Annotated in this window: 21 protein-coding genes; 13 read left to right on the forward strand and 8 right to left on the reverse strand. The window is 71.0% G+C overall.

Annotation, left to right across the window (positions count from 1 at the left end; translation table 11 throughout):
- Positions 1–39 precede the first annotated feature (39 nt).
- A complete protein-coding gene (locus tag H4W81_RS44390; protein WP_192780280.1) occupies positions 40–780 on the forward strand; it encodes a TetR/AcrR family transcriptional regulator in 741 nt (246 codons plus the stop codon).
- On the opposite strand, the gene H4W81_RS44395 is transcribed toward H4W81_RS44390, so the two are convergent.
- The 4 genes from H4W81_RS44395 to H4W81_RS44410 are packed head-to-tail and all read right to left on the reverse strand — an operon-like array spanning position 760 to position 6123.
- Positions 760–2397 (reverse strand): glycosyltransferase, encoded by a 1638-nt coding sequence (locus H4W81_RS44395; RefSeq protein WP_192780281.1) that lies wholly within the window; start codon positions 2395–2397, stop codon positions 760–762. The genes H4W81_RS44390 and H4W81_RS44395 overlap by 21 nt on opposite strands.
- Positions 2394–4241, reverse strand: coding sequence for a glycosyltransferase (locus tag H4W81_RS44400; protein ID WP_192780282.1), 1848 nt, complete (start codon positions 4239–4241; stop codon positions 2394–2396). The genes H4W81_RS44395 and H4W81_RS44400 overlap by 4 nt, the downstream gene beginning before the upstream one ends.
- Positions 4238–5692, reverse strand: coding sequence for a glycosyltransferase family 2 protein (locus H4W81_RS44405; protein WP_192780283.1), 1455 nt, complete (start codon positions 5690–5692; stop codon positions 4238–4240). The genes H4W81_RS44400 and H4W81_RS44405 overlap by 4 nt, the downstream gene beginning before the upstream one ends.
- Complete coding sequence (locus H4W81_RS44410) at positions 5689–6123, reverse strand: hypothetical protein (RefSeq protein WP_192780284.1); 435 nt, start codon at positions 6121–6123, stop codon at positions 5689–5691. Before H4W81_RS44410 ends, H4W81_RS44405 begins: the two co-directional genes overlap by 4 nt.
- Positions 6124–6346: 223 nt before the next feature.
- Here H4W81_RS44410 and H4W81_RS44415 point away from each other — a divergent pair, with 223 nt between their 5' ends.
- Both H4W81_RS44415 and H4W81_RS44420 read left to right on the forward strand, forming a co-directional pair.
- Complete coding sequence (locus H4W81_RS44415; protein WP_192780285.1) at positions 6347–7456, forward strand: glycosyltransferase family protein; 1110 nt, start codon at positions 6347–6349, stop codon at positions 7454–7456.
- Positions 7453–9066 (forward strand): glycosyltransferase family 2 protein, encoded by a 1614-nt coding sequence (locus H4W81_RS44420; RefSeq protein WP_192780286.1) that lies wholly within the window; start codon positions 7453–7455, stop codon positions 9064–9066. Before H4W81_RS44415 ends, H4W81_RS44420 begins: the two co-directional genes overlap by 4 nt.
- Positions 9067–9087: 21 nt before the next feature.
- On the opposite strand, the gene H4W81_RS44425 is transcribed toward H4W81_RS44420, so the two are convergent.
- Positions 9088–10533, reverse strand: a complete 1446-nt coding sequence (locus H4W81_RS44425) for a glycosyltransferase family 2 protein (protein ID WP_225959084.1) — start codon at positions 10531–10533, stop codon at positions 9088–9090.
- Between the two features lie 166 nt (positions 10534–10699).
- On the opposite strand from H4W81_RS44425, the gene thrC reads away from it, so the two are divergent.
- From thrC to rho, 3 genes are all read left to right on the forward strand, one after another.
- The gene (thrC, locus tag H4W81_RS44430; RefSeq protein ID WP_192780288.1) at positions 10700–11740 is read left to right on the forward strand and encodes a threonine synthase; all 1041 of its coding nucleotides are present in this window, start codon (positions 10700–10702) and stop codon (positions 11738–11740) included.
- Positions 11741–11866: 126 nt separating this feature from the next.
- Positions 11867–12868, forward strand: coding sequence for a homoserine kinase (locus H4W81_RS44435; RefSeq protein WP_192780289.1), 1002 nt, complete (start codon positions 11867–11869; stop codon positions 12866–12868).
- Between the two features lie 444 nt (positions 12869–13312).
- The gene (gene rho / locus H4W81_RS44440) at positions 13313–15322 is read left to right on the forward strand and encodes a transcription termination factor Rho (protein ID WP_192780290.1); all 2010 of its coding nucleotides are present in this window, start codon (positions 13313–13315) and stop codon (positions 15320–15322) included.
- Between the two features lie 423 nt (positions 15323–15745).
- On the opposite strand, the gene H4W81_RS44445 is transcribed toward rho, so the two are convergent.
- From H4W81_RS44445 to H4W81_RS44455, 3 genes are all read right to left on the reverse strand, one after another.
- Entirely contained in the window at positions 15746–16075 is a 330-nt protein-coding gene (locus tag H4W81_RS44445) for a helix-turn-helix domain-containing protein (RefSeq protein WP_192780291.1), read from the reverse strand.
- On the reverse strand, positions 16072–16446 hold the full coding sequence (locus tag H4W81_RS44450) for a type II toxin-antitoxin system RelE/ParE family toxin (protein ID WP_192780292.1): 375 nt from the start codon (positions 16444–16446) through the stop codon (positions 16072–16074). Before H4W81_RS44450 ends, H4W81_RS44445 begins: the two co-directional genes overlap by 4 nt.
- Before the next feature lie 150 nt (positions 16447–16596).
- A complete protein-coding gene (locus tag H4W81_RS44455; protein ID WP_192780293.1) occupies positions 16597–17685 on the reverse strand; it encodes a COG1361 family protein in 1089 nt (362 codons plus the stop codon).
- Between the two features lie 251 nt (positions 17686–17936).
- On the opposite strand from H4W81_RS44455, the gene rpmE reads away from it, so the two are divergent.
- The 7 genes from rpmE to H4W81_RS44490 all read left to right on the forward strand — a co-directional run bounded on the left by rpmE (position 17937) and on the right by H4W81_RS44490 (position 23948).
- Positions 17937–18152: a 50S ribosomal protein L31 gene (rpmE, locus tag H4W81_RS44460; RefSeq protein ID WP_183649136.1), complete on the forward strand. Its 216-nt coding sequence runs from the start codon at positions 17937–17939 to the stop codon at positions 18150–18152.
- Positions 18153–18244: 92 nt separating this feature from the next.
- The gene (gene prfA, locus H4W81_RS44465) at positions 18245–19297 is read left to right on the forward strand and encodes a peptide chain release factor 1 (protein ID WP_192780294.1); all 1053 of its coding nucleotides are present in this window, start codon (positions 18245–18247) and stop codon (positions 19295–19297) included.
- On the forward strand, positions 19294–20148 hold the full coding sequence (gene prmC / locus H4W81_RS44470; RefSeq protein ID WP_192780295.1) for a peptide chain release factor N(5)-glutamine methyltransferase: 855 nt from the start codon (positions 19294–19296) through the stop codon (positions 20146–20148). Before prfA ends, prmC begins: the two co-directional genes overlap by 4 nt.
- 11 nt (positions 20149–20159) lie before the next feature.
- On the forward strand, positions 20160–20804 hold the full coding sequence (locus tag H4W81_RS44475; protein ID WP_192780296.1) for an L-threonylcarbamoyladenylate synthase: 645 nt from the start codon (positions 20160–20162) through the stop codon (positions 20802–20804).
- A gap of 60 nt (positions 20805–20864) precedes the next feature.
- Positions 20865–22247, forward strand: a complete 1383-nt coding sequence (locus tag H4W81_RS44480; RefSeq protein WP_192780297.1) for a hypothetical protein — start codon at positions 20865–20867, stop codon at positions 22245–22247.
- 12 nt (positions 22248–22259) lie between these two features.
- Positions 22260–22637, forward strand: coding sequence for a hypothetical protein (locus tag H4W81_RS44485; RefSeq protein WP_192780298.1), 378 nt, complete (start codon positions 22260–22262; stop codon positions 22635–22637).
- A gap of 63 nt (positions 22638–22700) precedes the next feature.
- Positions 22701–23948, forward strand: coding sequence for a serine hydroxymethyltransferase (locus H4W81_RS44490; protein WP_192780299.1), 1248 nt, complete (start codon positions 22701–22703; stop codon positions 23946–23948).
- Positions 23949–24001 lie beyond the last annotated feature (53 nt).

The raw sequence follows: 24001 nt of genomic DNA on the forward strand, positions 1-24001 counted from the left end.
AGATGCCCTAGGCTGTCAACGCGGACGAGGACGACGGAAGTGGGCACGGCTGTGGGGACGAGTCGCAGGGACAGGCTCAGGCAGGCGACGCTGGAGGAGATCCGCACGGCGGCGCGCAGGTTGCTGGTCACGCAGGGCGCCGCCGCGGTGACGGTCAATGCGGTCGCCCGCGAGGTGGGGATGAGCGGCCCCGCGCTCTACCACTACTTCTCCGGGCTCGAGGAGCTGGTCGGAGCGGTCACCGCGGACTTCTTCAGGGAGCTGGCCGAGACGATGGAGGCGGCGCGCGACTCCCACGCCGCCGCCCGGCCCGCCCGGCGCCTGCTGGCCACGTGTCGCGCCATGCGCGACTGGGCGGTCGCCCACCCCGCCGAGTTCGGCTGGATCTTCGCCAGCCCGATCGCCCCGCCCAACCAGGCTCCCGGCTCGCCGCGCCATCAGGCGGGCCTGCGCTTCGAGCAGGTGTTCCTCGACCAGATCGCCGAACTCTGGACGACCAGGACGTTCCCGGTGCCCGACCTGGCCGATCTGGCGCCCCCGCTGCGCCGGCAGCTCGAGGACTACTCGGCGGCCATCGGCGGACGCCTGCCGCCCGAGGCCGCGCACGTGTTCCTCTCCTGCTGGATCAGGCTGTACGGCCTGCTGTGCATGGAGGTGCTGCACCAGCTGGACTTCGCCTACTCCGACGCGGCGCCGGTCTTCGAGGAGTGCCTGCGCGACCTGTGCGCGGCGCTGGGCCTCGACTACGCCGAGGAGGGGTCAGCGGCCGGGGAAGGTTAGGTTGCGCACGCGCCGCACGGCCCGGTCGAGCACGGTGCGGTCCTGCTCGCGGGCCAGCCTGACCGCCTCGCGCCGCCAGTTCTCGGCCTTCTCCTTCCAGCGCGCGGTGTCCCTGCGCCCCTTGGCCGCCTCCCTGCGCAGCTGGGCGACCTCGGCGCGCAGCGCCGCCGCCCGCTCGCGCAGCCTCTCCAGCTCCTTCTCTCGCTGCCTGGCCAGCCGCTCGTGCTCGGGCACCGGACGCCTGCGCGGCGGGTACAGGCGGGGCCTGCGGGAGAACCCGAAGGCCGCCCCGTCCACCCACTCCACGCCGAACACCTCGTCCAGGACGTCGTCGAACCGCTCGTCCGGCTGGATCAGGAGCGAGGCGCGGGAGACGGCGGCGGTGCGGTCCAGGCGGGCGGACACCACGCCCTCGGGCGTCTCGTCCAGCGCGATGCACAGCGCGCCGCCGTCGGTGGCCTCCAGGTGGCCGACGAGCCCCTCGACGGTCTGGGGTCCGGGCATCCAGCCCGGCGGGCAGAGCAGGCGGAAGGGCGCCATCGTCTCGGACGCGGGCGCCAGCCGTACACGGGGGTCGTGGGCGAACTGGGCCCGCAGCAGCCGCAGATCCAGCAGGGGATCGGACAGCGGAGCGCGGCGCGAGTCGGTCAGCGACTCCCACGGCCCCTCGACCGTGACGCGGACGTCGGGCAGCGAGCTCGCCAGCAGGCCGTCGACCGTGGCGCGGGTGTCCTCGTAGCCGCCCGCCGGCACCACCGCCTCCACGTACGGCACCAGCCACTGCCGCCCCCTGTCGGTCCGCAGGTAGCGCCGGTACGGCACGCGGTCGGCGACGAACGGATCGTTGTAGCGCTTCAGCTCGGCGAAGGAGCGCATGGCCGTCGGCACCCCGACATGCCAGGCCCGCGCCTCGGGATCGGGCACGAACACCGCTCCCGCCTGCGTCAGCCGGTAGCCGAGCTCGGTGTCCTCCGCGAGCTTGAGCGCGGTGTCCATGCCGCCGCAGGCCCGCAGCAGCCACGTGGGATAGGACGCCGTCGCCCCCACGTGCACCCGCGACACCAGCGAGCTGGGCGCCGAGCGCAGCCCGTCGTGCTTGGCGATGATCTCCTCGGCCCAGTCGTGCCGGTGCGGCGACATCGGGAACAGGTCGGCCACCCCCGCCGCGACCTCGGCGGGGGAGGGCAGCGCCGGCGGGTCAGTGAAGTCGATCCAGCCCAGGACCACCAGGTAGGAGGCCAGGTGGTGCCAGCGCATCTGCGCCTCGACGTGCTCGGGGTAGGGCACCATGTCCGCGTCGAGCACCAGCACGACCTCGCCGGTGGCCGCGTCGGCTCCGGCCTGCACGGCCGCCGCCCTGCCCCAGCTCTCGCGCACCCTGATGACCTCGGCCCTGGAGACCTGGCCGGCGCGCAGCGGCACGGGGCTGCCGTCGTCGACCACGATCACGTCGAGCAGGTGCGCGGGGTAGGTCTGGTTCGACAGCGCGGCCAGCGTGAGGTCGAGCTTCTCCTGCCCGCCGTGGGCGGGGATCACCACGGTCACCGTCATCGACGGCTTCCACGCGCCCAGTGCGGGCGGCTCCAGCACGCCGAAGTCGTTGCGCCTGATCCTCACGGGACCAGCTCCATCAGCGCGTTCGGCCGGAAGCCGCGCCACTGCTGCCTGTTGCGCTGCAGGAACGTGCCGATCGGCTCCTGCCAGGTGTGGTCGGCGGCCGGGCCGCGGCGCAGGATGTAGCCGAGGCCGTGGGTGCGGTAGATCTGCCCGCCCGCCGCCTGGAGGGCCTCCTGGAACTGCGTGTCGACCGAGCGCCGCAGCGGCCTGAACCCGCCGACCGCCTGGAAGGCCGACCGCTCCACCAGGATCGTCCCGCCCGCGACGAAGCTGGTGATCTGCTCGGTGATCTGGGTGCGGTGCACGGTCACGTCGATCGACGACAGATAGACGAACTCCGGCACGGTCCCGACCACCTGGGCGCCCGAGTAAGAGTGGGCGAGCAGCAGGTCGGACAGGAAGTCGGGCCCGTACCAGTCGTCGTCGTCCATCTTCAGCAGGAACGAGCCGGAGGCGCGGGAGGCCGCGTCGTTCAGCACCTCGCCGAAGATCGCGTCGGTTTCGAAGACGGTGATCGGCCGGTCGAACCGCTTGACGGCGTCCACGACGTCGGGGTGGTCGCGCGAGACCCGGTGCAGCGCCAGGATCACCTCGAGCTGGACGTCTCGCTGCCTCGCCACCTGTTCGAGGGCGAAGCCGACCATGGCGGGCCTGCGGGTGGCCAGCAGGACCGAGGTCAGCGGGGGAGCCGGCGCGGGTGAGCCGAGCTGCTCCCATCGGGCCGCCACGCCGTGGGTGCGCAGGGCCTCACGGCGCAGCCGGACGCTGTGCTCCTCGCGCCGCAGGTCGTCGGCCAGGTCCACGGGGGTGGTGAGCAGCGAGGAGAGCCGCTCGCCCATCGCGCCCGCCCACCGCGGCACCTCCGCCGCCACCAACGGCACGCCGGCGGCGGCGAGCCCGGCCAGCACCCTGACCGCGGGCAGCGGCCCGCTGTGGGCGTGGCGCCAGTCGATCTCCACGCCCCTGATCTGCCTGAGCCTGGCCACGTCGGCGTCCGTCACGCCGCCGGAGGCGGCGAACGTCACCACCGGCTTTCCGTCCAGCACGACCGACCAGCGGCCGCCCGACTCGGCCAGCAGGGCCATCCCGCGCGACGGGGTGGTGACGAAGCCCATCGGGTTCACCAGGCGCTCGTCCACCGGCGGGATCATCGAGGGCTCCGCGGGCACGACGGCCAGGTCGGTACCGCCGGGGCGGCCGATCCGCTCCCAGCTGGCCGCCTCGACCGTCGGCCGGTCCACCGGCTGCTCGTCCTCGGACCACTCCACGTCGTCCTCGACCGTGCGCAGCACGATGTCGCCGCCGGGCGCGCCGACCCGGTCGGGGACGGGGCCGGTCAGCTCGGTGGGCGTCGCGTTCGGGTCGCCGGGCCGCCAGTCGGCGGCGCCGACGCCCGCGATGGCCGCGGCAGGCGCGGCGATCACGTCGAGCCGGTGTCCGGCGAAGGCGCGGGCGGTGGCGGCGACCGTACGGCCGGCGGGCGTGGGCGCGGAGAAGCGCGCGTCCACCACCCACACGCGGTTCTTCGGCTGGTAGACGCGCAGCTCGGTCAGCGACCTCCAGCGGTGCGCGGGGGTCGGCGTGGGCACGGGGGCGGGATGCGCGGCGGGGGTGTCGGCGACCGCGACGACGACCCGCTCCGCCTCGGGCAGCAGCTTGTGCAGGGTGGCGATCCTGCGCAGGTCGGCGGGGCTGCCGGCGAGGACCAGCACCTCCTTGACGCGCCCGGCGCCGGGCTCGACCAGCTCGTGGTCGAGGTCGGTGGCGCCGCTGTGGGCGTCGAGGCCCGCCTGGAAGACCCGTCCTCCGCGCTCCAGCGCCTCGCGAACGAGGTCGGCGATCATATGACGCGCCTCAGGAACGTCGCGAGACCGGTCTTGGCCGGTTCCTCCTTCGCCTGCGCCAGCTCCTCGCGCAGCGCGGCGACCTGGGCCTCCAGCGCCCTGATCTCGTCTCGCCGCCTGGCCGCCAGCGCCCGCCACTTGGCCGGGTCGCCGGCGATGGGCTCGGCGTCCTCGGCGGTGGCCAGGCCGTACTCGTGCCCGCCGACCCACACCGAGCCGAACATCTCGTCCACCAGCGCGTCGAGCTCGCCGCCCACCCTGCGCGCCCTGGCGAAGGCCGCGGTGCGCTCGAGCCGCGCGGACACCACGCCGCTCGCGCTCTCCTCCAGCGCCACGCTGACCAGGCCCTCGTCGAGGGCCACCAGCCTGGCCACGCTGTCGGCGCCGAGCACCCACCCGGGCGGCACGCTCAGCAGGTACGGCGTGGGCGCCACGCTCTCGGGCGCCTTCCACGCGAACGACACGCGCGGCTCGTGCGCGTACAGGTTGTGCAGCAGCCGCAGGTCGAGCAGCGGGTCGTCGAGGTTCGAGCGCCGTCCCTCGCTCAGCAGCGACCAGGGGCCCACCAGCGTCACCGCCACGTCGGGCACCGACCCGGCCAGCGCGGAGTCGACCGTGGCCCGCGTCGCCTCGTAGCCCGCCGCCTCCACCGTCACCTGGACGTAGGGCACCAGCCACTGCCTGCGCGGATGGCTGCGCAGCCACCGCAGGTCGGGGATGTGGTCGCCGAGGTAGGACCAGTTGTGCCGGTGGACCTCCTGCTGCCTGCGCATCACCGTGGACTCGCCGACGTGCAGGCTGCGCGCCTCCCCGTCGGGGATGAACACCGCCCCCGCCTGGGCGAGGCGGTAGCCGAGCTCGGTGTCCTCGGCCATGTTCAGCCGCGGGTCGACCCCGCCCGCGTCGGCCAGCAGCCGCGCGGAGACCGAGGTCGTGGCCCCGGTGTGCAGGAGGTAGGCGTTGCTCCCCGCGTCCCTGAGCCTGCGGGTCTCCGCCAGCATCTTCGCCGTGTACGGCTGGGCGGTCCCGCTGTCGAAGTCGTCGCCGAAGACGATGTCACCGATCACCACGGCGTAGTCGAGCAGGTGGTGCCAGCGCATGTGCGCCTCGATGTGGTCGGGCGCGAGGATCATGTCGGCGTCGAGCCAGTGGATCACGTCGCCCGTCGCGGTCCGCGCGCCCACGTTCCTGGCGTTGCCCCTGCCCCAGCCCTCGCGCACCCTGACGACCTTCGCGCCCTCCGCCCGCAGCGGGGGATCGCTGCCGTCGTCCACCACGACCACGTCGAGCAGGTGCGCGGGATAGGTCTGGGCGGCCAGCGTGGCGAGCGTCCTGTCGAGCTCGTCCTGGCAGTCGTAGGCCGGGATCACCACCGTGACGGTGAGCTCGGGCGTCCAGGCGCCGATCGGCGGCGGGCGGAGCGAGCCGTAGTCGTTGCGGAGGACCTTCACACGCGCTCCTCGCGCAGCTCACGGAGCGCGGCCCTGAGCTCGGCCACCTCCTCGGCGTGGGTCATCGCGTTGACCCTGTCCTCGCCGAGCGAGGCGAGGATCGCGCTGAGGTCCTCGCTGCGCCTGGTCGCCGCCTCCTCGACGGCGGCCGAGAGCCGGTCGATGCGGGACTCGATCCGCTTCAGGCCGGTGCCCGTCTGGGCAAGGCCGTTCTCGATCTTCTTGACCCGCAGGTCGATGCGGTGGGCCTTGCCGTCCAGGCGGCGCACGGTCAGCACCAGGAAGGCGAGGGCCGACAGCGCGAGCAGGAACGCGGCCGCGGCGAGCGCGGCGGCGGGGGAGACGGCACCGGTGAGCGAGAGCACCCCGAGGGCGGCCAGCACGAGACCTCCGAGGATGGCGATCGCTGCCAGGTGGCGGGGCGAGAGCATCCGCGCATACCTTCCGTGTTACTTCGTCCGATGACGTGCGGCTGGGAAAAGTGGGGATATTTACACCATAGTCAACAGCGGCCACTACCGTGCCATAACTTCCTGGACGATTGCTGGGAACGAACCCCCAGGCCAACTCGTTCGGAATGACCCTCTCTTCCGTCCGCGTCAAAGCGGCGTAAAGTAGGCGCGCCCGTGGACGACAGGACGAGGAGCGCCTCCCATGACCGCCATTCCCTTCGTGGAGACGCGAGGGGCCGCCGGCTACCTGCGTACCCCCACCGCGGGAATCGAGCGGTTGTGCTGGAGCGACGCGGGATGGAGCCTCGGCGCGGAGCCGGGTGGCCTGCCGGGCGTCGACGCGCTGAGGCCGCTGCGCGGCCTGTCGGTGGAGTGGCCCGCCGACCCGGCCGAGCGGGAGCGGCGCGCGGCCCTCGACGGGCTCATGAACCTCGCCTTCGCGGGGGTGCCGCTCACCTCGTCGGTTCCTGACCGGGTGCCTGACTGGGTTCCCTCTGGCCTTGCCGCGCTTCTGACCGACAGGGCCTGGCTGTCGGTCAACAGGGAGGCGGGGCCGAGGTGCGTGGCCGACCTGCGCCGCGAGGAGCACAGCGTACGGCTGCGCCGCCTGGCGCCGAGACCCCCGCTCACCCCCACGGTCAGCATCGTGATGTCGAGCAAGCGGCCGCACCTGCTCGCCTCCGCGCTGGCCCAGATCGCCCTGCAGCGCCACGTCGAGGTCGAGGTGCTGCTCGGCCTGCACGGCATCGCCGACCACCCGCTCGCGCGCAGGGCCGTCGAGGAGTGCGACCTGCCGATCAGCGCCGTGTCGGCCGGCGCCGACGTGCCGTTCGGCGCGCTGCTCGACAGCGCCGCCGCCCGCGCCTCGGGCGAGTTCGTGGCCAAGTGGGACGACGACGACTGGTACGGCCCCGAGCACCTGTCCGACCTGCTGCTCGCCAAGCGGGCCTCGGGCGCCGACATCGTGGGAACGGCCGCCGAGTTCTTCTATCTGGAGCCCCTCACCACCACGATTCGTCGGACCTCTTACTCGAGCGAGGTCTGGACCGACTTCGTGGCAGGCGGCACGATCCTGCTCTCCCGCGACGACTTCCCCGGCTTCGAGCCGCTGCCCAGGGGGGTCGACGCGGCGCTGCTGAAGTCGCAGCACGCCAGGGGCGCCCGCATCTACCGCACACACGGCCTCGGCTACGTGCTGCGCCGCTCTCACAGTGAGGGGCACACCTGGCAGCTGCCCCTGTCGCACTTCCTCAAGGTCGCGCACAACCAGTGGCGCGGGTTCCGGCCCAGCCTCCTGCTGGAAGCCTCATGACGCGCGTGCGCGGTAACGACTACCGCGTGCTGGAGGTCCCCGAACTCGGCTCGTGGACGCCGCGGATGAGCGTCAGCGTGATCATCCCCGCGTACGGCGGGCAGGACAAACTCGACCTCGTCCTCGAGGCGATCGAGAAGCAGAGCTACCCCGCGCACCTCGTCGAGGTCGTCGTCGTCGACAACGGCAGCGCGCCGCCGCTGCGCGCGCCGTCCTGGGCCAAGCTCATCGTCTGCGAGAGCCCGGGGCGCGCCGCCGCCCGCAACGCTGGGCTGGCCGTGGCCTCGGGCGAGGTCATCCACTGGCTCGACTCCGACGTGGTGCTCACGCCCAGGGCGATCGAGGCGCACATGCGCTGGCACCACCTGGCGCCCTACCTCGTCGTCACCGGCTACATCCGCTTCACCTCCGCGCCCGCGCCCGCCAGGCTGCCCGGCGACCTGGAGTCGGCCTTCGAGCCGGCCGAGCCGCACGCGTGGATCGTCGACCTCGTGGAGCGGACGGACGGCCTCACCGCCAACCCGACCAGGCCCTTCAGCCTCCACGTCGGCGGGGCGACCTCCGTCAACGCCGCGCTGGTGGCCGCCGCGGGCCCGATGGACGAGGAGCTCATCCTCGGCCAGGACACCGAGATGGGCTACCGCCTGGCGCAGGCCGGCGCCGTCTTCGTGCCGGAGCCCCAGGCCCGCGCCTACCACCTCGGGCCGACCATGCGCATGCGCGACAAGGCCCCGATCGACAGGGTCAGCCACGCCACCGTCGCCGACCGCATCCCGGCCTACCGATGGCTGCGCTCCCATCCGGGCCGTCAATGGAAGGTCCCGTTCGTCGAGGCCGTCGTGCGCGCCGACGAGGGCGGCTACGAGGACGTGCGGGCCACCGTCGACGCGCTTCTGGCGGGAACCGTGCCCGACGTGTCCGTCACGCTGGTCGGCCCGTGGGACGTCCTCGACCGCGACCGCAGGGCGCCGCTCAAGGACCCCGCGCTCGACCTGGTGTTGCTGCAGGGGCACTACGCCCACGAGGGCAGGGTCCGCCTGTCCGTCACCGGCGACGTCGACCCCGCCGTGCCGTACGTCCTGCGCCTGCCCGCCGGCTGGACGCCGGGGGAGGACAGCCTCGCCAGGCTGCTCGACATCGCGAAGGACGAGGGCCAGGGTCTGGTCAACGTGCTGCTGTCGGAGTCGGGCGAGGGCGTCGTCACCGCGCGCCTCGAACGCACGGCCGCCTTCGCCAGGGCCCGCGTCGTGCTCGAGCCCGGCGAGGAGCTCGACGACGCCGTCGACGCGGTCTTCGGGGTGCGCTGGGTCGAGGGCGAGACCTACGGCTTCGCCAGGCAGGCCCGGGTCCCGCTCGGCCGTCGCGGCGCCTACCGGGCCAGGACCGAGGCGCAGGCCGAGGCGGCCAAACTCAGGGCCGAGGTCGAACGGCTGCGCGGCCAGGTCGACAGGTGGCGCGAGGAGTCGGGCAAGTGGCGCAGGAGCACGGTCGAGCTGCGCCGCGAGGTCGGCACGCTGCGCCGCCAGCTCGCCGCCGCCGGACGAGTCCAGCAGGGCCTGCGCGCCGCCCTCACCGCGTCGGTGAGACGCGCGCTCCGGCGAAGGGCCTGAGCGCAGAGCTCCGACCTCTGGTCAGTTCGGGCGCAGCGCGGACTTCAACCGGCCCAGCAGCGTGCGCTCCTCAGGGACAGCCGGCTTGGGCGCGGGGATCGAGACCGGCTTGGGCGCGGCGGGAGCGGGCCAGAAGCGGTCGGGCGGCTCGTGCCGTACGCCGTGGGTGACCTGGATGATCTCGTCGAGGTCGGCGCACGGCTCGGCCAGCAGCCTCGCGCGCGCCAGCGCCGAGGTGCGCTCCAGCCTGGCGGTGCGGCCGTCGGGCAGGTCGACGACCAGCACGCCCGCGAGGTCCTTCTGGACCGACTCGATCATCCGCTCCAGCGTCGCCTTGTGCAGCGGCACGTCCACGGGGCCGACGTAGCGGAAAGGGGTGGGCGCGGGCGTCGGCGCGGCCTCGTCGATCAGCCTGATCCGCTCGTCGTGCGCGTAGAGCTCGCGCATCATGCGCAGCTCGAAGCACGGGCCGCCGAGCACGGAACGCCGCTCGTCGCCCATCCGCGACCACGGCCCGACCAGCGTCACCACGACGTCCTGCACCTTGCCGTCGAGCGCGGCGGCCACCGCCTGCCGTACCGTCGACTCGGAGGTGTCGGTGACGTCCAGCACGATCTCCACGTACGGCACCAGCCACCGCCGCCCCCTGTCCTTGCGCAGGTCGCGCCTGAGCGGGATGCGGTGGGCGAGGAACGGCTCGACCACCCGCACCGCGCGCTCGCGGTCGCGGTGCTGCGCGGGCAGGCCGAGATGGACGGCCTCGGCGAGCGGCTCCGGCACGAACACCACGCCGTGCATCGCCAGCCGGTAGGCGAACTCGGTGTCCTCGCCGCGAAGGACGTGCGGGTCGAGCCCGCCCACGGCGTGGAAGACCTCGCGCCGCAGGGCGAAGGTCGGCCCCGTGCACACGTGGTAGGGGTTGCGGCTCTTCCGCAGCCCGTCGGTCTTCTCGATCGTCGCCTCGGTCGAGCTGGGCAGCGCCGTGGACAGGTCGAACAGCTCGCCCAGACGCGCGGCGGCGAAGACCGTCTGGGGCGTCAGCGGCGGCTTCTCGACGAACTTCTTCATCCCGATCGAGACCACGTAGTCGCTCGCGTGCTGCCATCGGGCCATGGCCTCGATGTGCTCGCGGCAGGCCACCATGTCGGCGTCGAGGCGCTGGATGATCTCGCCGTCGGCCGCCTTCACCCCGGTGTTCACCGCGTGGGAGATGCCCCAGCCGTCGGTGACGCGCACGATCCTGGTGTTGACCGGCCTGATCTCCGGCAGCTCGATCGGCGGCGCGCTGCCGTCGTCGGCGACCACCACCTCCATCAGGTGCTCGGGGTAGGTCTGCGCGGCCAGCGCGGCGAGCGTGAGGTCGAGGTGCGGGCCGCCGTGCGCGGGGATGACGACGCTCACGGACAGCTCAGGCGACCATCGGCCGACCTGCGGCGGTGTCAGTGCGGAGTAGTCGTTCTGCGTCATCGCAGTCATCGTGGTCCAGCCTCCCCGTCCCCTGTGGGAGACCTTATCCGGGGTTGCCGGGTATTGGCGGTGGAGTCTGTCCATCTGATGGACGCACCTACCGCCCGCCGAGCCCGGTGGCCGTAGACTCTGTGCCCAACACCGCAGGTAGTCGCAGGAGCGAATCATGACCAGGGCATGGCGAGGCCTCATCGAGGAATACCGGGACCGGTTGCCGGTGAGCGAGACGACGCCCGTGGTCACGCTCCTGGAGGGCGGCACGCCGCTCCTCCCGGCCAACCGCGTCTCGGCGCTGACCGGCTGCGAGGTCTACCTCAAGGTCGAGGGCGCGAACCCGACCGGCAGCTTCAAGGACCGTGGCATGACCATGGCCATCAGCAAGGCCGTGGAGGAGGGCGCCAAGGCGGTCATCTGCGCCTCCACCGGCAACACCTCCGCCTCGGCGGCGGCCTACGCCGTACGCGCGGGCCTGACCTGCGCCGTGCTGGTGCCGCGCGGCAAGATCGCGATGGGCAAGCTGGCCCAGGCGCTCGTGCACGGCGCGACGCTGCTGCAGGTCGAGGGGTCCTTCGACGACTGTCTCGAGATGACCCGCAAGCTGTCGGAGCACTACCCGATCGCGCTGGTCAACTCGGTCAACCCGTACCGCCTGCAGGGGCAGAAGACGGCCGCCTTCGAGATCGTCGACGCGCTGGGCGCCGCGCCCGACATCCACTGCATCCCCGTCGGCAACGCCGGCAACATCTCCGCCTACTGGATGGGCTACCAGGAGTACGGCACGTCGCCGCGCATGTTCGGCTTCCAGGCCAGCGGCGCGGCGCCCATCGTCAACGGCGCGCCCGTCACGCACCCGCACACCATCGCCACCGCGATCCGCATCGGCAACCCCGCCTCGTGGCGGCTGGCCGAGGCGGCGCGCGACGAGTCGGGCGGCGTCATCCAGGCGGTGACCGACCGGCAGATCGCCGCCGCCTACAAGCTGCTGGCGCAGGAGGAGGGCGTGTTCGTCGAGCTCGCCTCGGCCGCGAGCGTCGCCGGACTGCTGCACGCCCACGCGCAGGGGCTGGTCGACCCAGGCCAGCGCATCGTCTGCACGGTGACGGGCAACGGTCTCAAGGACCCCGACTGGGCGATCTCCGGCGCTCCCGCGCCGGTCACCATCCCCATCGACGTCCACGCGGCCGCGTCGGCGCTCGACCTGCTGTAGCCCCCATCCCGTACGGCAAGCCGCCCTGGCCGCCTCCGTGTCCGCCGCGCGCCCTCCCGCGAGGGCGCGCGCCCGGCAGGACCACGGTTCCCGCCGTCACGGCGCATCCTTATCCCGAGGAGCTGCATGACCGATAGCACGGTCGTCGTCCGGGTTCCGGCGACCTCCGCCAACCTGGGCCCCGGATTCGACTCGCTCGGTCTGGCGCTGGCCTTCCACGACGAGGTCGAGGCCAGCCTGTTCACGCCCGAGAGCGGCACGTCGCGGGTCGAGGTGACGGTCGAGGGCGAGGGCGCGGGAGAGCTCGAACTCGGCGACGGGCACCTCGTCGTGCGGGCGATGCGCAAGACCTTCGAGCGGATGGACGCCCCGCAGCCCGCGGGCATCCGGCTGCACTGCCGCAACAGGATTCCGCACGCGCGTGGCCTCGGGTCCTCCTCGGCCGCCATCTGCGCGGGGATCCTCGCCGCCCGCGCGCTCGCGCGCATGCCGTACACGCCGATGGCGGGCCAGGACGGCCCGCAGTCGCAGGCGGCGCTCGGCTCTCAGCGAACAAGAGAACTCAGCGACGACGCCGTCTTCGCGCTCGCCACCGAGATGGAGGGGCATCCCGACAACGTCGCCCCCTGTCTGGCGGGCGGGTTGACAGTGGCGTGGACCGACCAGTACGGCACCGCGCGTATGGTGAAGCTGGTCCCCGATGCGAGCATCAGGCCGGTCGCGCTCATACCCACTACGCGACTGTCCACCGAGGCCGCGCGGGGGCTGCTGCCGAAGGAAGTGCCCCACAAAGACGCCTCCTTCAACGCGGGGCGGGCAGCACTGCTGATCGCCGCGTTGACCCAGCGCCCTGACCGTGAGCTGCTACTCTCCGGCACGGAAGACCGTCTTCACCAGCACTACCGCGCGCCTGCCATGCGGCGGACCGCGGAGCTGGTAGAACGGCTGCGTGCCGTGGGCGTGCCCGCCGTCGTCTCAGGAGCGGGTCCCACGATCCTTGCGTTTTCGACACCGGATACGCAGGATTTGATCGCGCCAGAAGTGGGTAATGACTGGCACATCCAGCTAATGGACGTCGACCAGGACGGTGCGAGCGTTCAGTCCCCGAGACACGCTGATGCCTCTTAGACCTTCAGGGAATAGCCGTGTGCGCTGGTGATGTTAGGCTGGTAGCCGCACCAGATGCCCCCTTGTTGGGTGCGTGCTTGTCAGCCACACAACGTTGCATCATGCTTCACGTCGCGAGGCGTGAGCAGCGCGGCTGTCTCCCCGAATCCGTTCGCTCCGGTTGGCCCACACCCGGTCGGCGCGACGCGAGGCGGCGAATCCGGGGAAGTGCGCGTTCGAACCACCTCGACATCTGGCTGGCGACAGCAATCTGGGGGGTTCCCTCCACGCGCCACCGTCCTGTGGCGACCTGGACGAACCCCTCCCCAACCGTGGCGGCCGTCCTGCGCGGCGGCCGAAGATCGCAAAGTGCACCCCGACCCGGTCTGTCCCGCCGGATCGACAGCACCTCCGGGACGATCGGCTGATCATGGCCGACGCCCGACCCCTGGGAAGGACCCTTAGTTGAGCGACACCACCGAACTCCTCTCCGACGCTTCCGGCTCGTCCGCGAGCGCGTCCGGCGACACCCCCACCCGCGCCGCGGCCAAGCCTCGCGCGCGTCGCTCCGGCACCGGACTGTCCGCGAAGGTGCTGCCCGAGCTGCAGAAGATTGCCGCCGAGCTGGGCATCAGCGGGACCGGGCGGATGCGCAAGAGCGAGCTCATCGCGCGTATCCAGGAGAAGCAGGGAGTCGGCGCCGGTGACAGCGCCCCCGCCGCGGAGGCGCCCGCCCCCGCCGTCGCGGAGGCCCCGGCCGTGGCCGAGCGCCCCACCCGCAGCCGTCGGGAACGTTCCCGCCCCGCTGCGGCCGCAGAGCCTGTCGCTGCCCCCGAGCCTGTCGCGGCTCCCGAGCCTGTCGCGGCGGCCGCCGCACCGGTCGTGGAGCAGCAGCAGCCCGTCGTGGAGCAGCAGCAGACCGACATCCAGGCCGAAGGCCGCGACCGCGAGAGCCGTCGTGACCGTGGCGAGCGTCGCAGCCGCCGCGAGCGCGGTGAGCGTGGCGAGCGCCAGGAGCGCGGCGGCGAGCGCCAGGAGCGCGCCGAGCAGCCGCAGCGCACCGACGCCGAGCGCACCCGCGAGCGTGGCGACCGTGACCGCGTCCAGGACCGCGACCGCGGTCAGGAGCGCGACAGGGGCCAGGACCGCGACCGTGGCCAGGACCGCGGCCAGGACCGTGACCGCGGCCAGGATCGTGGCCCGGACCGTGGCGCCGACCAGCGCGGCGGTGGCGACGAGGACGAGCGCGGGCGTGGCAGGCGCGGCAGGTTCAGGGAGCGCAACCGCGGCCGTGGCCGTGACCGCTTCGACAGCAACGAGCCCGTGATCGGCGACGACGACGTTCTCATCCCGATCGCCGGAATCCTCGACATCCTCGATAACTACGCGTTCGTCAGGACGAGCGGCTACCTGCCCGGCTCCAACGACGTGTACGTGTCGCTGGCCCAGATCCGCCGCAACGGCCTGCGCAAGGGCGACGTCATCACCGGCGCCGTCCGCCAGCCGCGCGACGGTGAGCGCCGCGAGAAGTTCAACGCTCTGGTCCGCCTCGACACCGTCAACGGCATGGACCCCGAGCAGGCCCGCAACAGGCCCGACTTCAACAAGCTCACCCCGCTCTACCCGCAGGAGCGCCTGCGCCTGGAGACCGAGCCCAACATCCTGACCACGCGGATCATCGACCTCGTGGCGCCGATCGGCAAGGGCCAGCGCGGGCTCATCGTCTCCCCGCCCAAGGCCGGTAAGACGATGGTGCTGCAGTCGATCGCCAACGCGATCACCCGCAACAACCCCGAGTGCCACCTGATGGTCGTGCTCGTGGACGAGCGGCCCGAAGAGGTCACCGACATGCAGCGCTCGGTGAAGGGCGAGGTCATCCACTCGACCTTCGACCGTCCCGCCGAGGACCACACCACCGTCGCCGAGCTCGCCATCGAGCGCGCCAAGCGCCTGGTGGAACTGGGCCACGACGTGGTCGTCCTGCTCGACTCCATCACCCGCCTCGGCCGCGCCTACAACCTGGCGGCCCCCGCGTCCGGACGCATCCTGTCCGGTGGTGTCGACTCGACCGCGCTCTACCCGCCGAAGCGGTTCTTCGGCGCCGCGCGCAACATCGAGAACGGCGGCTCGCTGACGATCCTCGCCACCGCCCTGGTCGAGACCGGGTCGAAGATGGACGAGGTCATCTTCGAGGAGTTCAAGGGCACCGGCAACGCCGAGCTCAAGCTCAACCGTTCGCTCGCGGACAAGCGCATCTTCCCCGCGGTGGACGTCGACGCGTCCGGCACCCGTAAGGAAGAGATCCTCATGGGCAAGGACGAGCTCCAGATCGTCTGGAAGCTGCGTCGGGTGCTCCACGCGCTGGACATGCAGCAGGCGCTGGAGCTGCTTCTGGAGAAGATGAAGGAGACGAAGTCCAACGCGGAGTTCCTCCTCCAGGTCCAGAAGACCACGGTCAGCTCCGACCGCGACTGACAGCAGAACTATCGGGCCCCGAGGCGTTCTCCGCGCCTCGGGGCCCGACTGCATGGTCCTCACAGGGGAGCTTCGCGCTTCGGGCTCGGGCTGTGTCGTGTGGGGGCTCAGCGTCCCCCGCATCCCCACAAAGGCATCGTCCTCGCCTTCGGCTCGGGCGGTTTTGAGCGGGGCACGCCCCGCACCCCCAGTGGTGGCCTGCCGGCCCCCACACCTTCGGCACTCCGGCACGTCCGTGGTGAAGGTGTTGCGGAGTTGAAGGATCCCCGATGGAGAGGCTCGGAGCTGGATCACTTCCAAGGCTTAGGTCGACCTGAAGGCGTCAGTGTCAGGCGCGCAGGTGGATGCTCAGCGATGTGAGCCAGTCGTTTTTGCGCCCTCGGGGGAGCGGACATGCCTCAACGCGCTTTCGCTGCTGCTCGGCTATGCGACCTTGATCGAGTGAGGCCCGACGCTGATCGTCACATCCACATGTCCGCCGAGCGCCGCCGCATAGGCGCGGATGGTCTCCAGCTCCATGGACTCGAGGTCGCCGTTCTCGATCTGGGAGACCCTGGCCTGGGAGATGCCCAGCGCGGCGGCGACCTCCGCCTGGGTCTTGCCCACAGACTTGCGTAGTTCCTTCAGGTGGTATCCGGCCACATAGGCGTCCAGGCGAGCATCGGCGGCGGCGTGCCGGTTCGGATCGGCCAGCTCAGGGTGCAGTCGGTGGGCCTCCGCCTTGACCTCCTGCCATCGGCGCGCAGGGCTCATCGCTCGTCCTCCCCCTCCTTCTCAGCTCGGTACTCGGCATACCTGGCTTTGGCCAGCGGGATTGCCTCGTCGTACCACCGGGACCACTTGCCGGCCTTGCCCCCTGCGACAAGGAAGATCGCTTCTCTGTCTGGGTCGAAGACGAACACGATTCTAATCTCAGATCGACCGCGGGAGCCTGGCCGCAGTTCTTTGAGGTTGCTCATGTCTTCGTCGTTCAGGGTATCGACCAAGGGTCGCCCGAGGGTGGGACCGATCTCGGCGAGTCGATCGATAGCGCTCTCTACCAGAGTCGCTGAATCTGGGTCAGCCTCGCAGAGCTTGAGAAACCAGGATTCCACGGGCTCGAGAAGGACGATCTCCCAAGTCATGAGGAAATATAACGTAGACCTTATGTATTGAACGGGGATTCGCGCAAGCGGGATTGGTTGTGCCAGGACCGGATGGGCCCGTGTTCCCACAAGTTGCCCCAAAACGCATGGCCCGCTCCCTAGGGAGCGGGCCGTGTCATCATCTCGGTACTACTTCACGTCGACGAACTTCTGGCTGGACCAGGAGCCGTAGGTCTTGCTGGTGGCGGGGACCTTGACGCGCCAGTACCCGTCGTAGCGCTGCTTGACCGCCTTGGTGTACTTGCCGGTCGAAGTGGCCTTGGCGAAGCCCATGAACTTGTACTTCGTGGTGCCCTTCTTCTTGAAGTACACCTCGACGATCTTGCCCGAGTACGCCTTCGAGCCGCGGGTGACCTTGCCGTACAGCTTGAACGCCGTGCTGGCCTTGGCCTTGCTGGGCGCGCCCAGCGTGACCTTCGACTTCGCCTTCTTCGAGGCGCCGCCGACCGGCGCGTTCACCGTGAACGAGCCGACGCCCTTGAGGGTCTCGCCCCCGCGGTTGGCGGAGATCTCCAGCGTCCAGTCGCCCGGTGCGCTGTCGTCGGTGAAGTACACGGTGCCCGTGTAGTAGCCGTCGCTGCCGAGCTCGAGGCTGCCGAGGTCGTAGTACTCGGAGGTGGTGTCGCTCGTCATCTTGGCGCTGACGAGGGACGCGTCCTTCACCGCGGCCTGGACGGTGACCTTGACCTCGTGGCCCTTGAGCAGGTTGACCGGGTTCGGGTTGACCGAGGCGCCGGTGATGCCCTGCTTGCCGGCCACCTTGACCGTGAAGCTGTTCGTGCCGCGGGAGGTCACGATCTTCAGGGTCCAGTCACCGGACGGGTCGTCCTTGGTGATGGTGAACTTGCCGCTGCCCGAAGCTGTCGTAGGACGCGGCTGGCCGTCGGCGACGTTCGCGGGCGCGGTGTAGGAGACCGACACCGCCTTGGCGCTCTTGCCGGGAGGGGTGATGTCGGCGGAGGTGATCGAGACCTTGTCCGCGTCCTGAGCAGGACCTGTGCCGCTGCCGAGCGGGTTGGCGACCGCGAAGGTGACGCTGACTTCGAGTTCCTTGTCCGCGGGCACGTAGGCGCTGCTCACGGAGACGTTCGTGATGTCGTCGGCGGCCGCGTACGCCGCCTGCGACACGGATGCGCTGGCCGAGGAGAGGCTGGCGCCCCCGACGAGCACAGCCACCCCCGTTGCGGTCGCCAGCAGCAACCGCATCCTTTTCTTCATGTGATGGGGCCCCTTGCATCGGTGTATATGTGAGAAAAGTTACGGATTGGACGTTTGAGACTACTGGGGCTGATTCGAGCCGTCCATCGGATCGCGTGGAATGACCTGTGGCCTGGGATGGTTGAAGGATCTGGCACACTGGTAGCTGAACCGAAAGCGGTACCGGTTCCCGCCGCGCGCGAAACCACTCAGTGTGCACCAGCGCGCAAGTCGTACGAGCGACCCGGCGACCGCACCCCGAAAGGACTGCAATGAAGCGCGACATTCACCCTGAGTACAACGTGACCCAGGTGACCTGCACCTGTGGCAACACCTTCACCACGCGTAGCACCGCGAAGAACGGCTCCATCCACGCCGACGTGTGCTCCGCCTGCCACCCGTTCTACACGGGCAAGCAGAAGATCCTCGACACCGGCGGTCGCGTGGCGCGCTTCGAGCAGCGCTTCGGCAAGAAGGCCAGCAAGTAGCTTCCCTGACGCCGGCCCGGAGACGCGCACGCGCGCTCCCGGGTCGGCGTTCTTGGTGAAGAGGCGGCGACAAAGCGGAAGAAGGACGCACGGTGAATCTCGACGAACTACTCAGTGAGTACGCCGAGCTGGAGCAGCAGCTCGCGGACCCCGCCGTGCACGCAGACCAGAACAAGGCCCGCACGCTCGGCAGGCGTTATCGCCAGCTGACCCCGATCGTCGGCACCTACCGCGAGCTCGAGAGCGTCAGGGACGACCTCGCCGCGGCCAAGGAGCTCGCGACCGAGGACGCGGGCTTCGCCGAGGAGGCGGTTCACCTCGAGGAGCGCATCCCCAAGCTCGAGGAGAAGCTCAAGCACCTGCTCATCCCGCGCGACCCCAATGATGACAAGGACATCATCATGGAGATCAAGCAGGGTGAGGGCGGTGAGGAGTCGGCGCTGTTCGCGGGCGACCTGCTGCGGATGTACCTCCGCTACGCCGAGCGCCTCGGCTGGAAGACCGAGATCATCGACGCCCAGCACTCCGACCTCGGTGGCTACAAGGACGTCACGGTCGCCATCAAGGCCAAGGGCGAAGAGGGCGTGTGGTCCAGGCTGAAGTACGAGGGCGGCGTGCACCGCGTGCAGCGGGTGCCCGTCACCGAGTCGCAGGGCCGCATCCACACCAGCGCCACAGGCGTGCTGGTCTACCCCGAGGCCGAAGAGGTCGAGGTCAACATCGACCCCAACGACCTGCGCATCGACGTCTACCGGAGCTCCGGCCCCGGCGGGCAGAGCGTCAACACCACCGACTCGGCGGTCCGCATCACGCACCTGCCGACCGGCGTGGTCGTCTCCTGCCAGAACGAGAAGAGCCAGCTCCAGAACAAGGAGTCGGCGATGCGCATCCTGCGCGCCAGGCTGCTGGCCGTGGCGCAGGAGGAGGCCGAGGCCGCGGCGCAGGCCGAGCGCAAGTCCCAGGTGCGCACGATGGACCGTTCTGAGCGCGTCAGGACCTACAACTTCCCGGAGAACCGCATCTCCGACCACCGCGTCGGCTTCAAGGCGTATAACCTCGACCAGGTGCTCGACGGAGAACTGAGCGCAGTCACCCAGGCCCTCATCGACGCCGAAATGGCGGAGAAGCTCGCACAACACTCATGACATTCCTGCTGGACGAGATCGCTCTCGCAACCGCCCGGTTGGCCGAGGCCGGGGTGCCGTCCCCGCGCACTGACGCGGAGGAGATCGCGGCGTTCGTCCACGGCGTGCGCAGAAGCGAGCTCCACACCGTCAAGGACGCCGACTTCGACGCCCTCTTCTGGGAGGGCGTCGCCAGGCGCGAGGCCCGTGAGCCGCTGCAGCACATCACGGGACACGCCTACTTCCGCTATCTGGAGCTGGCGGTGGGCCCCGGCGTGTTCGTCCCACGCCCCGAGACCGAGGTCGTCGCGGGCTGGGCGATCGAACGGCTGCGCGAGATGGACGTCGCCGAACCACTGGTGGTCGACCTCGGCACCGGTTCGGGCGCGATCGCGCTGTCGATCGCGCAGGAGGTCGCCCTCGCGCAGGTGCACGCGGTGGAGGTCGACCCCGACGCGTACGGCTGGGCCAAGCGCAACATCGCCGAACACGGCCAGGGCCGTGTCCACCTGCATCCCGAGGACCTCGCCGACGCCCTTCCCGAGCTCAACGGCAAGGTCGACCTCGTCATCTCCAACCCGCCCTACATCCCGCCCGGCGCCATCCCCCGCGACCCCGAGGTGCGCGACTACGACCCCTCGCGGGCGCTGTACGGCACCGGCGCCGACGGGCTCAACGAGGTGAGGGCCGTCGAGCGGACGGCCCGCCGCCTGCTCAGGCCCGGCGGCTGGGTCGCCGTCGAGCACGCCGACGAGCAGGGCCAGTCGGTCTACCGTCTCTTCCCCGAGGACAAGGGCTGGCGCGACGCGCGCCTGCGCCAGGACCTCACCCGAAGGGACCGCTTCGTCACCGCCAAGTTCGGCCAGGAATAGGATTGCTCGCCGTGGGACGACGTTATGACTGCGCAGATGCCGAGCAGAGGGCTGCCGGGCTGACCGACGCGGCCTCTGCCGTACGCAAGGGCGAGCTGGTGGTGCTGCCGACGGACACCGTCTACGGCATCGGCGCCGACGCCTTCACCCCGTCGGCGGTGACCGCGCTGCTCGAGGCCAAGGGCCGAGGGCGCGACATGCCGCCGCCCGTGCTGGTGGGCACCGTACGCGCGGCGAACGCGCTGGTGGAGGACCTCGGCCCGTACGGCCAGGACCTCATCGACGCCTTCTGGCCAGGGCCGCTGACGCTGGTGTGCAAGGCGAACAGGTCGCTGTCGTGGGACCTCGGCGACACCAAGGGCACCGTCGCGGTCCGCATGCCGCTGCACCCCGTGGCGCTCGACCTGCTCAAGGAGACGGGGCCGATGGCGGTCTCCAGCGCCAACCGTTCGGGCGCGCCCGCGGCGACGACCGCGCAGAACGCCGAGGAGCAGCTCGGCGACGCGATCGCCGTCTACCTCGACGGCGGTCCGTGCGCCGACGACACGCCGTCGTCCATCCTCGACCTGACCACGGCCGTGCCGCGGCTGCTCAGGAAGGGCGCGATCTCGGTGGAGAAACTGCGCGGCATCGTGGGTTACGTCGCCACCGACTGATTGATGCTCTCTGTTTATCCCTGAGGCGGACGGCCGCGCACGCCACCTACCGTGAGCCCCATGGGCTCGTTCGACGGTATGGATCCGACACTGGTGCGCGACCTGCTGGCCGAGGTTCGGCGGGCCGCCGTCCAGATGCGTTCGCTCGAGAGCAGGGTCGCGCAGGCCACCAGGGCCGCGGGTCTCGCCACGCCCGCGACGCACCGGCCCTCGCAGGTGGCCGACGCGTGCGAGGAGATGGCGCGCGACGTCACGGGCCGGCTGGCGCTGCTGGAGAAGAAGGAGGCCGCGCCGCGGGTGGGGGAGCAGGCCAAGGACCTCTCCCCGAACGGCACGCCGGCGTCCGGCGAGAAGGACCCCGCGCCGGAGGATTCGCGCGAAGAGGACCGCGCCTCGAAGACCACCACCCCTCCAGCGTCTTCGGATCCAGCGCCCAGGAAGGACCCCACCCCGCCGGAACCGGAGTCGAAGAAGGATCCCGCACCCCCTGAGCCGGAGTCCAAGAAGGACCCCGCGCCTGCTGAGCCGGAGTCGAAGAAGGACCCGGAGCCTGTGCCGAAGAGTGAGTCGACGCCCAGGGATGTGCCCGCGGAGCCGGAGTCGAAGAAGGATCCGGAGCCTGCGCCGGCCGATCAGCCCAAGGACGACGACAGGGACAGCCGGCACGACAGGGGCACCGGCCCCGACACGTCACGTCAGGACATCCTCGACACCCCCAAGAAGGACCACCCCGACGACATCGACCAGACCGACGCGGGAAAGCCGCAGGTCGTGGAGGTCGACGGGGTCAAGGTCCTGCAGATACCCCTCGACCCGCCCACCGCCCGCGAGATCGCCGACCTCCTCGACGACGTCGACGAGGTGAGACCCACCGACCTTCCCTCCGTAGAAGGATCCGCCGCCCCGCTGACGTCAACCGACGCGCCGTCCGAAAGGCCCGCCACCCCGCTAAGCCCGGCCGTCGCACCGTCCGAGGGATCCGGCACCCCATTGACACCTGCCGTCGTGGCGCCCGACGGATCCGGCACCCCGTTGACGCCTGCCGTCGCGCCGCCCGAGGGTTCCGGCAATCCATTGGCGCCAACGGCCGCTCCGCCCGAGGGGACGGCCGGTGGTGAAGGGCCGGCAGAGCGGTCCGATGGGATTGCGAGCGGCCGGGGTTCGGTCGCTGGCACTGAGCAGGAAGGGGACGTCGTCGCCGGGTGGGCGAACGATGGGAGCGATGTGGTGTCGGTGGATGCCAGGGCGCCGTCCGACGCCGCGTTGCGGACACTGGTGGAGAGCGCCAGTGAGATCGAGCCGATGGAGATGCCCGGCGTCGAGGTGCCGCCAGGAGAGTGGGGCAAGGGCGAGTGGGTGCCGAAGGACTTCGGTCCCGACGGCGAGCCAGGCCGGGTCGAGCCAGGCGCGCCGGACCGTCCCACCGTCCCGCCCGGCAGCTGAAAGGGAGTGCGCATGTACGTCGATCCGCCGGCGCCGCAGCCGCGCCAGCCGGGCGAGCAGCCGCCCGTGACCACGTCGGGAAGCCCCCTGGACGGCCAGCCGAGGGTCTGGGAGTTCAACCCCGACTACCAGCGCCTGGTCACCGCCTGGCAGACCGTGCTGCCCATGCTGGAGACGCTGACGGCAAGTCTGGACAAGGCCTACCAGCTGGCCCGCAGCCCGCAGACGTGGGAGGCCCCCGTCGGGACGCGCTACGTGGAGGACCTGGCCGAGTGGCGTAACAGGCTGGCGTTGTACCGGCAGGCGGTGCTGACCGCCATCAGCGACCAGGCCGCCGACACGCCCCGCTGGGTGCCCGCCGCGGCGGGGGCGCCGCACGCCTTCTCCTGAGGAGGGTCGGCGCGCCGCCTGACGTTTGTGGGAAATCGGGGCCCCGGTGCTTACAGTGGATGAATGTACTACGGCCCGGATTTCGGAGCCCTCCAGCGGGAGGACCCCGAGATCGCGCAGGTGCTGCTCGACGAGATCGAGCGGGTGCGCGGCGGTCTGCAGCTGATCGCGAGCGAGAACTTCACCTCGCCCGCCGTCCTGGCCGCGCTGGGGTCCACGCTGACGAACAAGTACGCCGAGGGCTACCCGGGCAGGCGCTACTACGGCGGCTGCGAGGTCGTCGACAGGGCCGAGCGGCTGGCGGTGCGCCGCGCGACCACGCTGTTCGGCGCCGACCACGCCAACGTGCAGCCGCACTCGGGCGCCAGCGCCAATCTGGCCGCCTACGCCGCACTGCTCCAGCCCGGTGACACGATGCTCGCGATGGCGCTGCCGCACGGCGGCCACCTCACTCACGGCTCCAAGGTGAACTTCTCCGGCCGCTGGTTCGACGTCGTGTCGTACGGCGTGCGGCGCGACACCGAGCTGATCGACTACGACGAGGTGCGCGACCTGGCGCGCAGGCACCGGCCGAAGCTGATCGTCTGTGGCGCGACGGCCTATCCCCGGCTGATCGACTTCGGCATCTTCAGGGGAATCGCCGACGAGGTGGGCGCGTGGCTGATGGCCGACGTCGCGCACACCATCGGTCTCATGGCGGCGGGCACGATTCCCTCGGCCGTGCCGTACGCGGATCTGGTCACGTTCACCACGCACAAGGCGCTGCGCGGGCCGCGCGGCGGCGGCATCCTGTGCACGGCGGAGCTGGCCGCGCGGGTCGACAGGGCGGTCTTCCCCTTCGTCCAGGGCGGGCCGCTCATGCACGCCATCGCCGCGAAGGCCGTGGCGTTCGGTGAGGCGATGCGTCCCGAGTTCGCCGACTACGGGCGCAGGGTCGTCGAGAACGCCAGGACCCTCTGCGCGGCGCTCGAGGGAATGCGTCCCGTCGCGGGCGGCACCGACACCCATCTCGCGCTGATCGACCTGCGCGGACTAGGCGTGACCGGCGCCGAGGCCGAGCGGCGGTGCGCGGCCGCGGGCATCACACTCAACCGCAACGCCATCCCTTACGACCCCGAGCCGCCCGCGATCACCTCGGGGCTGCGCGTGGGCACTCCGTGCGTCACGACCCAGGGGATGGGGGTGGAGGAGCTCGAAGAGGTCGGGACGCTGGTCTCGCGCGCAGTGAGATATCCGGAAACGGCGAACGAAGTGCGGGAACGTGTCTCTGAGCTGGTGGGGAAACACCAGCCTTATCTCAGTGAATTATAAGGTGATCTGTGTCGATTTCCGGTCACAGCTGGCCGATACATCCGGGAAACTAG

The organism is Nonomuraea africana, from assembly GCF_014873535.1.
In the GTDB taxonomy this organism is placed as follows: domain Bacteria; phylum Actinomycetota; class Actinomycetes; order Streptosporangiales; family Streptosporangiaceae; genus Nonomuraea; species Nonomuraea africana.

Bases quoted from the DNA above. Each gene is read 5' to 3' on its own strand.
- H4W81_RS44450 (WP_192780292.1), bottom strand. From the start codon at position 16,446: ATGACTTGGGAGATCGTCCTTCTCGAGCCCGTGGAATCCTGGTTTCTC.
- H4W81_RS44425 (WP_225959084.1), bottom strand. From the start codon at position 10,533: ATGACGCAGAACGACTACTCCGCACTGACACCGCCGCAGGTCGGCCGA.
- H4W81_RS44455 (WP_192780293.1), bottom strand. From the start codon at position 17,685: ATGAAGAAAAGGATGCGGTTGCTGCTGGCGACCGCAACGGGGGTGGCT.
- H4W81_RS44490 (WP_192780299.1), top strand. From the start codon at position 22,701: ATGTACTACGGCCCGGATTTCGGAGCCCTCCAGCGGGAGGACCCCGAG.
- H4W81_RS44485 (WP_192780298.1), top strand. From the start codon at position 22,260: ATGTACGTCGATCCGCCGGCGCCGCAGCCGCGCCAGCCGGGCGAGCAG.
- H4W81_RS44400 (WP_192780282.1), bottom strand. From the start codon at position 4,241: ATGATCGCCGACCTCGTTCGCGAGGCGCTGGAGCGCGGAGGACGGGTC.
- rpmE (WP_183649136.1), top strand. From the start codon at position 17,937: ATGAAGCGCGACATTCACCCTGAGTACAACGTGACCCAGGTGACCTGC.
- H4W81_RS44415 (WP_192780285.1), top strand. From the start codon at position 6,347: ATGACCGCCATTCCCTTCGTGGAGACGCGAGGGGCCGCCGGCTACCTG.
- H4W81_RS44435 (WP_192780289.1), top strand. From the start codon at position 11,867: ATGACCGATAGCACGGTCGTCGTCCGGGTTCCGGCGACCTCCGCCAAC.
- thrC (WP_192780288.1), top strand. From the start codon at position 10,700: ATGACCAGGGCATGGCGAGGCCTCATCGAGGAATACCGGGACCGGTTG.
- prmC (WP_192780295.1), top strand. From the start codon at position 19,294: ATGACATTCCTGCTGGACGAGATCGCTCTCGCAACCGCCCGGTTGGCC.
- H4W81_RS44480 (WP_192780297.1), top strand. From the start codon at position 20,865: ATGGGCTCGTTCGACGGTATGGATCCGACACTGGTGCGCGACCTGCTG.
- H4W81_RS44445 (WP_192780291.1), bottom strand. From the start codon at position 16,075: ATGAGCCCTGCGCGCCGATGGCAGGAGGTCAAGGCGGAGGCCCACCGA.
- H4W81_RS44410 (WP_192780284.1), bottom strand. From the start codon at position 6,123: ATGCTCTCGCCCCGCCACCTGGCAGCGATCGCCATCCTCGGAGGTCTC.
- H4W81_RS44420 (WP_192780286.1), top strand. From the start codon at position 7,453: ATGACGCGCGTGCGCGGTAACGACTACCGCGTGCTGGAGGTCCCCGAA.